Source organism: Mycolicibacterium doricum (genome assembly GCF_010728155.1).
GTDB classification, from domain to species: Bacteria; Actinomycetota; Actinomycetes; order Mycobacteriales; family Mycobacteriaceae; genus Mycobacterium; species Mycobacterium doricum.
Genome location: NZ_AP022605.1, coordinates 834,979 through 849,208 on the forward strand (window position 1 = coordinate 834,979; position 14,230 = coordinate 849,208).

The 14,230-nt window shown below is 68.5% G+C and carries 8 protein-coding genes and 1 pseudogene; 2 read left to right on the plus strand and 7 right to left on the minus strand.

Annotated features, from left to right (window positions below):
- Positions 1-81: 81 nt before the first annotated feature.
- The gene (locus tag G6N07_RS04220; RefSeq protein ID WP_163784086.1) at positions 82-258 is read left to right on the plus strand and encodes a hypothetical protein; all 177 of its coding nucleotides are present in this window, start codon (positions 82-84) and stop codon (positions 256-258) included.
- 10 nt (positions 259-268) lie between these two features.
- Positions 269-775: pseudogene (locus tag G6N07_RS04225) on the plus strand (fatty acid desaturase); the annotation flags it as partial.
- A 12-nt stretch (positions 776-787) separates the two neighbouring features.
- On the opposite strand, the gene narI reads toward G6N07_RS04225, so the two are convergent.
- The 7 genes from narI to G6N07_RS04260 all read right to left on the minus strand — a co-directional run bounded on the left by narI (position 788) and on the right by G6N07_RS04260 (position 14,199).
- Positions 788-1,519: a respiratory nitrate reductase subunit gamma gene (gene narI, locus G6N07_RS04230; protein WP_085190253.1), complete on the minus strand. Its 732-nt coding sequence runs from the start codon at positions 1,517-1,519 to the stop codon at positions 788-790.
- Between the two features lies 1 nt (position 1,520).
- The gene (narJ, locus tag G6N07_RS04235) at positions 1,521-2,171 is read right to left on the minus strand and encodes a nitrate reductase molybdenum cofactor assembly chaperone (protein WP_085190251.1); all 651 of its coding nucleotides are present in this window, start codon (positions 2,169-2,171) and stop codon (positions 1,521-1,523) included.
- The gene (gene narH, locus G6N07_RS04240; protein WP_085190249.1) at positions 2,168-3,823 is read right to left on the minus strand and encodes a nitrate reductase subunit beta; all 1,656 of its coding nucleotides are present in this window, start codon (positions 3,821-3,823) and stop codon (positions 2,168-2,170) included. Before narH ends, narJ begins: the two co-directional genes overlap by 4 nt.
- Positions 3,820-7,509, minus strand: a complete 3,690-nt coding sequence (locus G6N07_RS04245) for a nitrate reductase subunit alpha (RefSeq protein WP_085190247.1) — start codon at positions 7,507-7,509, stop codon at positions 3,820-3,822. The genes narH and G6N07_RS04245 overlap by 4 nt, the downstream gene beginning before the upstream one ends.
- On the minus strand, positions 7,506-8,726 hold the full coding sequence (locus G6N07_RS04250) for a nitrate/nitrite transporter (protein ID WP_085190245.1): 1,221 nt from the start codon (positions 8,724-8,726) through the stop codon (positions 7,506-7,508). The genes G6N07_RS04245 and G6N07_RS04250 overlap by 4 nt, the downstream gene beginning before the upstream one ends.
- A gap of 79 nt (positions 8,727-8,805) precedes the next feature.
- Positions 8,806-9,579: an endonuclease VIII Nei2 gene (gene nei2, locus G6N07_RS04255; RefSeq protein ID WP_085190243.1), complete on the minus strand. Its 774-nt coding sequence runs from the start codon at positions 9,577-9,579 to the stop codon at positions 8,806-8,808.
- Between the two features lie 48 nt (positions 9,580-9,627).
- Positions 9,628-14,199 carry an ATP-dependent helicase gene (locus G6N07_RS04260; RefSeq protein WP_085190241.1) on the minus strand — a complete coding sequence of 1,524 codons (4,572 nt, stop codon included), beginning with the start codon at positions 14,197-14,199 and terminating at the stop codon, positions 9,628-9,630.
- Positions 14,200-14,230: the final 31 nt, after the last annotated feature.

Genomic DNA, 14,230 nt, shown 5'->3' on the forward strand with positions numbered 1-14,230 from the left:
GGACGTAGGTCTTGACCCGTGCCGGGCGGGGTGATGATCTGGTGAGGCGTGCTACCCGTCCTCGAACGACAGTTTGCGTCCATGCGCGCCCTGATGATTGCGACCGCCACCCTGGTCATCGGAGGTTTCGCCGCAACCGGTGTGGCCGTCGCCCAGCCGGTGCCGTCGGCCGACGAACTGACGGCCAAGCTGCAGCGCGCGCTGAACACCTCGCTGGCCGCCGGGGAGCGCGCGAGCGAACTCGAGGGGAGTAGATGACCGTCACCACCATGCAACCCACTCCCAACGGTGGCGAGAAGGCCGTCGCCGGCAAGACGTGCGGCTGAGCGAGAACCAGCATCGCCGAGAACGCGAGATCCTGCAGGGCATCTGGCATAACACCAAGCAGCAGACGCTCAAGAACTATGTGGCCTTCCCGCTGCTGGCCGGACCGTTCGCGCCGTGGGTGTTCGCGGGAAACCTGACCGTCAACCTCATACGCAACCTATGGCCGGACTGATCATCTTTCGCGGGCACTTCCCCGAAGACGTGCAGGAGTTCTCGATCGAGGAGGCCAAGGCCGAAACCGGCCAAGGCCGAAACCGGCGGCCAGTGGTACTTCCGCCAGGTGCTCGGTTCGGCGAACCTCATTGGCGGCAAGCTCTTCCCCCTGCTGTCGGGCAACCTGTCGGTCCAGATCGAACACCACCTGTTCCCGGACGTTCCCGCCCACCGGCACGCCGAACTCGCTCCTGCGGTGCGTGACATCTGCCGCCGCTACGGGTTGCCGTACAACGCCGCGGCCAGGTCACCAGCCCCGGCGGGGCGGGTGCGATCCAACGAGCTCACCCTTGCGGGCGACGTCGCGGCTGCGGTAGACGATGTAGGGCCGGAACAGGTAGCCGATCGGTGCGCTGAACACGTGCACCAGCCGCGTGAACGGCCACAGGCAGAACAGCACGAGCGCGATGATCACGTGGATGTGGAACCACAACGGCGCCAACGCCATCAGGTCACCGCGGGGCTGCAATATCCAGATCGACCGGAACCACGGCGCGACCGTCTGGCGGTAGTCGTGTTCGGCGCCCACCGGCGTCGCGCCGATCAGCGTGCACGCCAACCCCGCGATGATGGCCATGACCAGTACCAGATACATCACCTTGTCGTTGACCGTGGTGGCCATGAACACCGGACCGGTCGTGCGGCGCCGATAGATCAGCAGCGCGATACCCGTCAACGTGGTGACGCCGGCGATGCCTCCGAGGGCCAGGGCCTGCACGTGGTAGGCGTGTTGGCTCACACCGATCGCGTACGTCCACGATTCGGGGATGAACAGTCCGATGACGTGGCCCACGATGACGACGAGGATGCCGAAGTGGAACATCGGGCTGCCGATGCGCAGCAGGCGTGACTCGTAGAGCTGCGACGACCGGGTGGTCCAGCCGAATTTGTCGTAGCGGTAACGCCACCAGATCCCCACGGCGACGACGGCCAGGGTGACGTACGGCGCCACGTCCCAGAAGATTTCCCATCCCGACATCTCAGCTGCTCTCCTCTCCGGTCCGCCGGGGCGGCACGGTCAGCGTGAATGGTTGCAGCCCAACGGCTTCGGCGGGAGGTCCGTCGGCGGCCAGCGTGCGGGCCCGGCGCATGTCGGTCTCGGTGGCGGCGGGCAGCGTGGCGAGTACCGCGGCCACGGCATGGGAGTACGGCGACGATTTCTCCGACAGGGCCTGATGCAGGACGTCGATCGGCACGCGGTGTTCGGCGAGCAGACGCAACCCGGCCTCGGGGTCGACGGTGGCGGCGAACTCCAGCACCACGGGCAGGTAGTCGGGGGCCTCATCGGCCGGTGGGGCGACCCCGGCGCCCCGGTACACCTGCGCGAAGGACAGCATCGCGCCGCCGCGGTTGCGGGTGTCGCCGGCCGTCCAGTACGTCAGGTACATCGTGGCGCGGCGGCGCAGGTCGAAGCTGGCGACGTAGTCCTGTGCGGCCTGCAGCGGGTCGGCGGCCTGCAGCGCGGTCACGGTGAGCGAAAGATGTTCGGCGACGGGCCCGTCCAGTTGCGCCAGCAGCTGTCCGGCGGTGTCGAGCCGGCCCTCGTCGGGATAGCTCAGCAGCAGCGACGCGCATTGCCACACCAGCCGCTGATCGAGGTCCGGTGTGCTGTGTTTGCGCAGCAGCCTCATCGCGGTTCCCCGTTCTGCGGGAAGATCCCCTCCGGGCTGCCGCGGCCATCCCAGTTGAGCAGATTGACCCGCGACGGGCGACTCTCGTTGGCGGCAATGCCCTCGGAGGTCTGCCGCTGCTGCAACGCGTGGAAGGTCTCGACGGCCACCGGCACCGGCTGCCCGCTGGCCTCACCGAACGGCCCGGACGCGTACATCCCGGGGCCGCCCTCGAACGACAACGAGCACCCGGGCTCCTCCAGCGACCAGGGTTCCACCGCCGCGTACGCGGTGGGGATGACGTAGCGCTCGTCGTACTTGGCCAGCGCCAGCAGGCGGTACATGTTATACATCTGCTCTTCGGTCATCCGGACCGACTCCGGGATGTGCGGCTGGGTGTCGCGCCCGAGGTTGATGTCCCGCATATAGGAGCGCATCGCGGCCAGCCGGCGCAGCACGTTGTCGACGACGGCGGTGTCCCCGGCGGTGAACAGCCCGGCGAGATAGTCGATGGGGATGCGCAGCGCCTCCAGCGCGCCGAACAGGTTGCCGATGTCCTCCCCGTCGTGCCCGTCGCGGCTGACCGCGTCGACCACCGGCGACAGCGGCGGAATGTACCAGACCATCGGCACGGTGCGGTACTCGGGATGTAGCGGCAGCGCCACCTGGTAGGTGTGGATCAGCGCGTAGACGGGGGAGCCTTGCGCGGCCTCGATCCACTCGTCGGAGATGCCTTCGGCGCGCGCTCCGGCGACCACCTCGGGGTCGTGAGGATCGAGCAGTATCGACTTGTGCGCCTCGTAGAGGTCCTTGTCGTCCTCGACCGACGCCGCCTCGAGGACCCGGTCCATGTCGTAGAGCACCAAGCCCAGATAGCGCAGCCGGCCCACACACGTCTCCGAACACACCGTCGGCAACCCGACCTCGAGGCGCGGATAACACAGCGTGCACTTCTCGGCCTTGCCGGTCTTGTGGTTGAAGTACACCTTCTTGTACGGGCAGCCCGACACGCACATCCGCCAGCCGCGGCAGCGGTCCTGGTCGACCAGCACGATCCCGTCCTCGGAGCGCTTGTACATCGCTCCCGACGGGCACGACGCTACACACGACGGGTTGAGGCAGTGCTCGCAGATCCTGGGCAGATAGAACATGAACGTCTGCTCGAGTTCGAGCTGGATCCGCTCGCTGACCTCTTTGAGTACCGGGTCGCCCGGCACGATCTCCGTTGAGCCGCCGAGGTTGTCGTCCCAGTTGGCCGACCACTCCACTTTCATCGGCTCACCGCTGATCAGGCTGCGCGGCGCCGCGACGGGCATGTGTTCACCCAGCGGTGCGTTGGTGAGGTTCTCGTAGTCGTAGGTCCACGGTTCGTAGTAGTCGTTGATACTGGGCAGCTTCGGGTTGGAGAAGATGTTAAGCAGCTTGTGCAACCGACCGCCGCCGCGCAACCGCAGCCGGCCGCGCTTGTCGCGCACCCAACCGCCCCGCCAGCGTTCCTGATCCTCGTAGGTGCGCGGATAGCCTTGGCCCGGGCGCGTTTCGACGTTGTTGAACCACACGTACTCGGTGCCCGGCCGGTTGGTCCAGGCCTGTTTGCACGTCACCGAGCAGGTGTGGCACCCGATGCACTTGTCGAGGTTCATCACCATCGCCATCTGGGCCATCACTTTCACTGGTAGGTCACCTCCTGTGATCGGCGTCGTACCACCGTCACCTCGTCGCGCTGGTTTCCTGTCGGGCCGAGATAGTTGAACGCGAACGCCATCTGGGCGTACCCGCCGGCCAGGTGGCTCGGTTTGATCAGCAACCGGGTCAGCGAGTTGTGGATGCCGCCCCGCTTTCCGGTCGTATCGCTCAGCGGCACGTCAATCACCCGCTCCTGGGCGTGATAGACGAACACCACGCCCTCGGGCATCCGGTGGCTGACGATCGCCCGGCACACCAGCACACCGTTGCGGTTGACTGCCTCCACCCAATCATTGTCGCGGACCTCTACTTTCGTGGCGTCGGCCGGACTCATCCACATCGTTGGCCCGCCGCGCGACAGCGAGAGCATGAACAGGTTGTCCTGATACTCGGAGTGAATCGACCACTTCGAGTGCGGGGTCAGGTACCGGACGGTCAGCCCGACCCCGCCCGTCCCCTCGGCGCCCAGTTCCGGTTCGCCGAACAGCCGGTGGATGTCCAGCGGCGGCCGGTAGACGGGCAGTTGCTCGCCGAGTTCCTCGAGCCAGTCGTGGTCGAGGTAGAAGTGCATGCGGCCGGTCAGGGTGTGGAACGGTTTGAGCTCTTCGATGTTCACGGTGAACGGCGCATAGCGGCGGCCGCCGGTCTCGCTGCCGGACCACTCCGGGCTGGTGATGACCGGCACCGGACGGGCCTGGGTGTCGGCGTAGGTGATGCGGCGTTCCTCGCTGCCCTCGGCCAGGTGCGCCAGCGGTCGACCGGTACGCCGTTCCAGTTCGTGGAACCCCTCCACCGCGAGCCGGCCGTTGGAGGTGCCCGACAGCGCCAGGATGACGTCGGACATGCGTTCGGCGGTGGTGATGGCCGGCCGGCCCGCGGCCGCACCGGAACCGAGCACCCCGAACTTGGCAGCCAGTTCGGCCACCTCGGATTCGGGATGGGTGGTCACACCCTTGGTGGTGACGCCGAGCCGGTCCACCAGCGGCCCCAGGCTGCCCCACTTGTGGGCGATCGCGGTGAAGTCACGCTCGACCACCGCGATGGGCCCGATCGTCTTGCCCGGCACCGGTGTCTCCCCCGTAGTGCGCCAATCGTGCTCTACCCCAGCGGGATAAGCCATCGCTCCCGGCGTGTCGTGCTGCATGGCACCGAGCACCGCGTCGGTTCTGGTGCCCAGATGCGTCTTGGCCAGCGCGGAGAACACCCGCGCGATCGCGCCGAACGCCTCGAAGTCCGACCGGGTCTCCCACGGCGGGTCGATGGCGGCGGTGAACGCGTGGACGTAGGGATGCATGTCGGTGGTGTTGAGGTCGGCCTTCTCGTACCAGGTTGCGGCGGGCAGCACCACGTCGGAGAGCAACGTCGTCGACGTCATCCGGAAGTCGATCGACATCAGCAGGTCGAGTTTGCCCTCCGGGATGTCGTCGCCCCAATAGATTTCACTGGGCCGCAATGCCTCAGGGGTCGGGGTCGCCTGCAGATTCGATGCGGTGCCCAGCAGGTGTCGGAGGAAGTACTCGTTGCCCTTGCTCGATGAACCAAGCAGGTTGGCCCGCCACACGTTGAGCACGCGGGGCCAGTTCGCCGGGTTGTCCGGATCGGTGACCGCCAGTTTCAGGGCGCCTTCGGCCAGTTGTTCGGCGACGTACTCGGCGATCTCGCGGCCTGCCGCCCGCGCCTCGTCGGCGACGTCGAGGCTGGACCGGTCGAACTGCGGGTAGAACGGCATCCAGCCCATCGCGGTCGCCGCGGCGAGTACGTCCATGGTGTGTTTACCGGTGAATCGGCCACGGGCGGTCGGGCTGGTCAGCGCATCGGCGCGGTAGCCGTCGTAGCGCCACTGGTCGGTGTGGACGTACCAGTACGAGGTGCCGGGCATCTGCCGCGGGGGGCGCGCCCAGTCCGTCGCCATCGCCATGGTCGCCCAACCCGTCACCGGCCGGCACTTTTCCTGGCCGACGTAGTGCGCCCAACCGCCGCCGTTTCGGCCCATCGACCCGGTCAGCATCAGCATCGCGAGCACGGCGCGATAGGTGGCGTCGCCGTGGAACCACTGGCAGATGCCCGCACCCATGATGATCATCGACCGGCCGCCGGATTCTTCGGCGTTGCGGGCGAATTCACGTGCTATCCGGACCACCTGGTTGGCCGAGACACCGGTAATCTGCTCCTGCCACGCCGGGGTGTACGGCTGTTCGGCGTCCTCGTAGCCGCCGGGCCAGTCGCCTGGCAGGCCGGGCCGCGCCACCCCGTACTGGGCGAGCATCAGGTCGAACACCGTGCACACCAGGTGCTCACCAACCCGACGCACCGGCACGCCGCGGGTCAGGGTGGCGCCGTGCCCGTCGACGGTGTCGAAGCGCGGCAGCGTGATCGCCACGGTCTCAACGCTGTCGGCGGCGACGGTCAGCGCCGGGGACAGCTCACCGAGGTCCAGGTTCCACTTGCCCATGCCGTCGTCGCCGTAGCGGAACCCGAGGGAGCCGTGCGGGACGGCCACGTCGTCGGTGGGCCCGTCAAGCAGTACAGGTTTGAACGGCGCGTTCTCCACGTGGCGGCCCAGATCCGCCGCGGTGAGCATCTTGCCGGGCACCAGGGCGCCGTCGCGCTCCTCGAGCTTGATCAGGAACGGCAGGTCGGTGTACTGGCGCACGTAGTCGACGAAAAACGGAAGGCGCTGGCGCACATAGAACTCGGTGAGGATGACGTGGCCCATCGCCATCGCCATCGCGCCGTCGGTACCGGCCGCGCACGGCATCCACTCGTCGGCGAACTTGGTGTTGTCGGCGTAGTCGGGGCTGACGCTGACCACCTTGGTGCCGCGGTAGCGAACCTCGGTCATCCAGTGCGCGTCCGGGGTCCGGGTGACCGGGACGTTGGAGCCCCACATCATCAGGTACGACGCATCCCACCAGTCACCGGACTCGGGGACGTCGGTCTGGTCGCCGAACACCTGCGGCGAGGCCACCGGCAGATCGGCGTACCAGTCGTAGAAGGACGTCATCGCGCCGCCGATCAACTCGACGAACCGCGAACCCGCCGCGTGGCTCACCATCGACATCGCTGGGATCGGGCTGAACCCGGCGACCCGGTCGGGGCCGTAGGTCTTGATGGTGTGCACGTGTGCGGCGGCGATCATCTCGGTGGCCTCTCCCCACGTCACCCGCACCAGGCCGCCCTTACCGCGGGCCTGCTGGTAGCGGCGCCTGCGCTGCGGATCGGCCTGGATGTCGGCCCACGCCAGCACCGGATCGCCAAGGCGTTCCTTGGCTTCCCGGTACATCTGGACCAGCAGGCCTCGCGCGTAGGGGTAGCGCACCCGGGTCGGGGAGTAGGTGTACCACGAGAACGCCGCCCCGCGCGGACACCCGCGCGGCTCGTACTCGGGGCGGTCGGGACCCACCGACGGATAGTCGGTCTGCTGGGTCTCCCAGGTGATGATCCCGTCCTTGACGTAGATCTTCCACGAGCACGATCCGGTGCAGTTGACGCCGTGGGTGGAGCGCACCACCTTGTCGTGGCTCCACCGGTCGCGGTAGAAGACGTCGCCTTCGCGGCCGCCGCGGCGGGTGACGGTACGCAGATCATCGGAGAACTCACCGGGGGTGAAGAACCGGCCGCTGCGCTCCAGCAGTTCTTCGACCTTGCCGCCGGTGCGATGAGGGCTGCTCACGTCGGGGCCTCCTTGGGTTGCGGTTCGTGGGCGTGCAGCCGTAGCGCGGTGTAGGCGAGCGCGATCAGCGCGGTGGCCACCAGGAGCAGCAACCCGACCGTGTAGTCGTTGTCGACCTGGTCGTAGGTGCCGCCCATCACCAGCGGCGGGAAGTACCCGCCGAGTCCGCCTGCGGCCGCGACGATGCCGGTGATGGAGCCGACCGACTTCGGCGGTGAGCGGCGCGCCACCCAGGCGAACACGCCGCCGGTGCCGACGCCGAGGAACACCGCCAACGTGATGAACGTTACGGCCGACCAGAGATCCGGCGGCGGCTGGAACACCGCGACCAGCGCCAGCGCAGCGGTGCCTGCGAACGAGGTGAGCACGACGTATTTGGGTGGAATGCGGTCTGCGAGCGCACCGCCCACGGGCCTGGCCAGCACGGCGGCCAGCGCGAAACCGGCGGTGCGCGCGCCTGCGTCGACCGTGGAGAAGTCGTAAATGGTCTTGATGTAGGTGGGCAAGTAGTTGCTGAAGGCGACGAACCCGCCGAACACCACCGCGTAGAGGAACGACATCTCCCAGGTGACGCGGAGTTTGGCGGCCGCCTTCAACTTCGGCAACACCGCATCGGTGTTGGGCGTGAAATCGGGGGAGTCGTGCATCATGAAAAGGCACAGCACCGCGGTCAGCGCCAGGGCGATCGCGATGATCAAGTGGGTGGTGAACAGGCCGAACCAGTTGACGAATCGCGGGGTGAAGAATGCCGACATCGCGGTTCCCACCATGCCCATGCCGAACACGCCGGTGGCGAAACCGCGGCGCGACGCTTCGTACCAGTGGTTGGCGAACGGGATGCCGACGGCGAATATGGTGCCCGCGATACCGAGGAAGAAGCCGAACACCAGCAGCAACGGATACGACCCCGCGCTTCCGGCGACGCCGACGGCCAGCACCGGCATGATCGAGGCGACCGAGACCGCGATGAACATCACCCGGCCGCCGAACCGGTCGGTGAGTGAGCCGACGGCGATCCGGCCCAGCGATCCCACCAGGATGGGAGTCGCCACCAGCATCGAGGCCTGGGTGCTGCTCAGCGACAGGTCACCGGCGTAGGTGGTCGAGAGCGGGCCGATCATGTTCCAGGCCCAGAAGTTGATCGCGGAAACCCAGGTGGACAGGACGAGGTTCACGCCTCGGCGTGCGCCTGTGTCCGGCGTGGTGGCCGTGTTCACACCAGCCAGGGAATCATCTGGCCGTGGCACTCACATGGAATTGCGGAAACTTCTGCGTTAAAGGAAGTCGGTTCGCCGGTCAGCGTTGGCAGTGCGGGCACCAGTACGACACCCGATCGCCGTTGCCGTCACGGCGGATCGGGGTGCCGCAGCGCCGGCACAGCTTCCCGGCCCGGCCGTACACCCACACGTCCCGGCCGGGACGGGTGTCCCCGGTGGTAGTGCGGTTCCAGCGAGACCGGTTCAGCCACAGCATGTCCCGGGCGCGCTGCACCATCCTCAGCGGATCCCTGAGCGATCCCACCGGTGCGGTCGGCAGGTGCCCGGTGACGAAGCACAGTTCGTTGGCGTAGACGTTGCCGACACCGGCCATCAGGCGCTGATCGAGCAGGGCCTCCGACAGTGGGCGGTCCGGGTCGGCGCTCAGGTTCTGTGCCGCGACGCGGGGCTCCCAGTCGTCACCGAGGAGGTCTGGACCGAGATGGGCGACGGCGTCCATGTCGTGTTCCCGTTCGAGGATCTCCAGCACACCGAGATCGATGCCCGCGGCCTGCACCGCCTGCTCACCCTCACCGGCCTCGAGGATGATGCGGATGCGGTAGCCGGCCCGGCTGGGCCGCGACGCCGGGACCACCTTCCAGCTGCCCTCCATCTTCAGGTGCGAATGGATGCTGGCCGGGCCGACCCTGATGAACAGGTGCTTGCCGCGGCTGACCACTTCGTCGACGACGTGGCCGGTGAGATCGACGGTGGCGTAGCCGGGTATGCGGACATCGCACCGGGTGAGCGTCTTGCCTTCGAGGCCTTCGCGCAGGGCGGTCGCGGTGCGGTAGACGGTGTCGCCTTCAGGCATATGTCATTGAACCAATCACGTCGCGGCACCCGGTCGAGGGACCAACCGTCACCGCAACCGCAGGCCGCGCGGGGTCCGCGTGAAACCGGCGCCGGTCAGCGCGTCGTGCACCGCAGCGCGCACCTTGCCCTGCGCCGGTTCCAAGACCGTCACCCCGTTGACCTTCTCGACCAGCAGCGACTGCACCCGGCCGCGGCCGACCAGATCGGCCAACGCCGAGGCGGCCGCCATTTGGGCCTCGGCGTCGTCGGTGAAACTGAGCAGCGACCGGCCGCCCCGTTCCAGGAACCAGGCCAGCTCACCGTCGACCAGCGCCACCAGCGCTCCCGCCTTGCGGCCGGGGCGGTGAGAACCCTCTGCCTCGCCGTCGGCGGTGCGGGCCGGCCACGGCAGCGCGGCGCCGTAGGGGTTGGCCGGGTCGGCGGCCGCCAGCACCACGGCGTGGTACTCACGGCGTTCCTGGTCGACCTCGTCGAGATAGGTCCGCAAGCGGTCCACCGTCGAGGCGACGGCGAACTGCGCCCCGCCCAGCGATTCGACGAAGTAGCCGCGTTGGCACCGGCCCGCGTCCTCGAACGCGGTCAGCACTTTGTACAGCATCGCGAACCCGCCCGATATGCCCGCGGCGACGGCCGCGCCCTTGGTGAGCACGCCGTAGCGGTTCAGCAGTAGTTCAGCCGAGAAATGTGCGCGCACAGTGGAATCGGTCTCCGCGGCGGGTAGCGCCGACCACCGCCCGGCCACCGTCGGATCACTCACGCGCGTCTGGGCGTGCGCGATGCTGTAGCTGCTCAACCGCGGCGGGCGGGCCCGCTGCCGGTGTGCCGGGGCGCCGCGCGTGCCGGTGGACCGCCGGCTGCCCGAGAGCATCGCGCGGACCGGGGCGAAGGTGTCACCAGTGACCCACCCGGCCCAGAGGAGTTCCCACAGCGCGGTTTTGAACGCCTCGGGATCGCCATCGGCGAGCTGACGGAAGAAAAAGGCGCCGCCGGCGGCCAGCGTCTCCATGATCGCGCGGTGCGTGTCGGTGAACTCGAGTTCCACCGGGGCGGTCAACGTCAACGGCACCGAGTCGGCATGGTGGAAGGCGATCCAGCCGTCACCGCCACCGATCGAACCCGCACCGGACCACATGATTTCGCCGCTGGCCAGCAGTTCGTCGAGCATCGCGGGCTGGTAGTCACCGACCCGCTGCGACAGCACCAGCGGCTCGACCGCCGATGCCGGGATCGGCACACCGGCGAGTTGGTCGATCGTCGAGGCCAGCCCGTCGACCCCCGCGCTATGCGCCGACCCGACGTGCTGCCAGGCCGGCAGGAACCGGGCGTACGCGGTGGTGCTGACCGGCTCGACCTGTGCGCGCAGCGCGGCCAGTGACCGGCGGCGCAGGATCTTCAGGACGTCGCCGTCGCACCACTGTTCGTTGCCCGCGGAATCTCCCGTGGGGACGTCGGTGAACTCACCGCGCAGCAGCCGGCCGTCGACGGCCAGCCGGCCCAGCACGTCGGCGGTGACCCGCAGGCCCAGACCGAACCGTGCGGCCGCCTCGACGGTGGTGAACGGTCCGTGGGTGCGGGCGTAGCGGCCGATCAGCTCACCGAGCGGATCGACCACCGGATCGAGGAACGACAGCGGGACACCGACCGGCACCGCCATCCCGACACCGTCGCGCAGCAGGCCCGCATCCTCGATCGCCACCCACCAGTTCTGTCCGGCGAACGACACCGTGAGCACCCGTTTCGCCGTCAGCAGCCCCTCGAGCCAGCCGCCGACGTCGTCTGTGGTGGAGCGTTCGGCGATCTCCTCGGCGGTCAGCGGTCCCAACAGGCGCAGCAGATCGGCGACCCCCTCGGCGTCCTTCGCGCGGCGGTCCTTGGCGAGGTGCTGCAGTTGGCGGAAGGTGGCGGCGATGACGTCGGCGTCGAGTAACTCGCGCAGTTCTACCCGGCCGAGCAGTTCGGCCAGCAGCGTGCTGTCCAACGACAGCGCGGCCGCGCGCCGCTCGGCCAGCGGACTGTCGCCCTCGTACATGAACGCGCCGACGTAGCCGAACAACAGTGACGCCGCGAACGGGGACGGCGTTGTGGTCTCCACCTCGACGATGCGCAGCCGGCGCTGGGCGATCCGGTGCATCAGCTCGACTAGGGCGGGAACGTCGTAGACGTCCTGCAGGCACTCCCGCACGGCCTCGAGCACGATCGGGAAGTCCGGGTACTTGCGGGCCACGTCGAGCAGTTGGGCCGCCCGCTGGCGCTGATGCCACAGCGGGGACCGCTTACCGGGATGACGCCGCGGCAGCAGCAGCGCACGTGCCGCACATTCGCGGAAGCGGGACGCGAACAACGCCGATCCGCCGACCTCTGCGGTGACGATGGGTTCGATCTCCTCGGCGTCGAACACGAACAGGTCCGCGAACGTCGCCGTACCGCCGGATCCGAAGTCGGTGTCCGGCAGCCGGACGATGATGCCGTCGTCGGATGCGGTCGGCTTCTCGTCGATGCCGTAGCGCTCACGCAGCCGGCGTCCCACCGCGAGCGCCAACGGGCCATGCACCCGCAGGCCGTAGGGGGAGTGCAGGATGATCCGCCAGTCTCCGAGTTCGTCGCGGAACCGCTCGACGACTAAGGTGGTGTCGGTCGGCACGGTGCCGGTGGCCTGCCGCTGATCGTCGAGCAGCCGGTGCAGGTTGTCGGTGGCGTAGTCGTTGAAACCGATTGTGCGGCAACGGTTGGCGAACGCATCGGCTCCCAGCGCGGCGAGTTCACCGGTGAACGCGCCGACCGCCGCACCGAGTTCGGCGGGCCGCCCCACGCCGTCGCCACGCCAGAACGGCAACCGTGCGGGCTGACCCGGTGCCGGGATGACCAGCACCCGGTCGTGGGTGATCTCGGTGATCCGCCAGCTCGTCGCACCCAGCGAGATCACATCGCTGGGCCGGGATTCGTAGACCATTTCCTCGTCAAGTTCGCCGACGCGCGAAGGCTTCTCGGATTCGGTGGCGAGGTACACGGTGAACATCCCGCGGTCGGGGATCGCGCCGCCGGAGGTGACGGCGAGGCGTTGGGCCCCCGGCCGCGCGGTCAGCGTCCCGGCGTCGCGGTCGTACACCAGCCGCGGCCGCAGTTCGGCGAACTCGGTCGACGGGTACTTACCCGACAGCAGGTCGAGGGTTGCCTCGAACGCGCTGCGGGGCAACGTCGCGAACGGCGCGCTACGCCGCACCGCGTCGAACCAGCGGTCGGCGTCGAGCGGTTCGAGTGCGGCGGCCGCCACCGTGTGCTGGGCCAGCACGTCGAGGGGGTTGGCGGGCACCCGCATGGTCTCGATCTGGCCGGTCAGCATGCGCTGCACCGTGACAGCGCAGCCGATCAGGTCAGTGCGGTGCTTGGGGAACAACACGCCCTGGGAGATCTCGCCGACCTGATGGCCAGCGCGGCCCACCCGCTGCAGACCGCTCGCCACCGACGGCGGGGTCTCCACCTGGACGACCAGGTCCACCGCGCCCATGTCGATACCGAGTTCCAGGCTGGACGTGGCGACTACGGCCTTGATTCGCCCGCTCTTGAGGTCCTCTTCGACCAGGGCCCGCTGCTCCTTGCTGACCGATCCGTGATGGGCCTTGGCCAGCAGCGGTTCGGCGCCGAAGCTCTGACCGCTGCCCATCAGCTGGGCCGGCGCACCGCCGCCGACCCCGGCGTTGCGGCCGTCGAGTTCGGTGCCGGTGCGCTCGGCGTGGATCTCGTTGAGCCTCGACGTCAGCCGCTCGGCGAGCCGCCGCGAATTCGCGAATACGATCGAGGAGCGGTGCGCTTCGACGAGGTCGACGATCTGCTCCTCGACATCGGGCCAGATGGTGTTGTTCTCGAGGTCCGCCATGTCGGGCACCGGCACCTGCACCGACAGGTCGAACGTCTTGGCCGCCGGCGGCGCGACGATGGTCGTCGGGGCGTGGCCAGACAGGAAGCGGGCGACCTCCTCGGGCGGCCGGACTGTCGCCGACAGTCCGATGCGCTGCGCCGGCCGCTCCAACAACTGGTCGAGCCGTTCCAGCGACAGCGCCAGATGCGCGCCGCGTTTGGTGGCCGCCAGCGCGTGCACCTCGTCGATGATGACCGTCTGCACCTCGGCGAGGGTGTCGCGGGCCGCCGAGGTCAGCATCAGGAACAGCGACTCGGGGGTGGTGATCAGAACGTCCGGCGGGCGGGTGACGAGTTCCCGCCGCTGCGCGGGGGTGGTGTCCCCGGAGCGCACTCCGACGCTGATGGCGGGCGGCGTGTGGCCGTGGCGTTCGGCGATGCGGGCGATACCGACCAGCGGGGTGCGCAGGTTGCGCTCGACGTCGGCCGCGAGTGCCTTGAGCGGCGACACGTACAGCACCCGGGTGCCTGCGCCGGCCGGCCTTGGCTCCGACGACGCGAGCCGGTCGATCGCCCACAGGAACGCCGCGAGCGTCTTACCCGAGCCGGTGGGTGCGATGACCAGCGTGTTGTCCCCGTCGGCGATCGCCGACCAGGCCTGCGCCTGCGCGGGCGTCGGCTCGACGAAGGTACCCGCGAACCATTCCCGGGTCAGCGGGCTGAACCGGGAGAGGCCATCGCGGGCCGCCAGGGGTTGCGTCACCCCTCCATGGTGACAACTGCCACCGACAAAT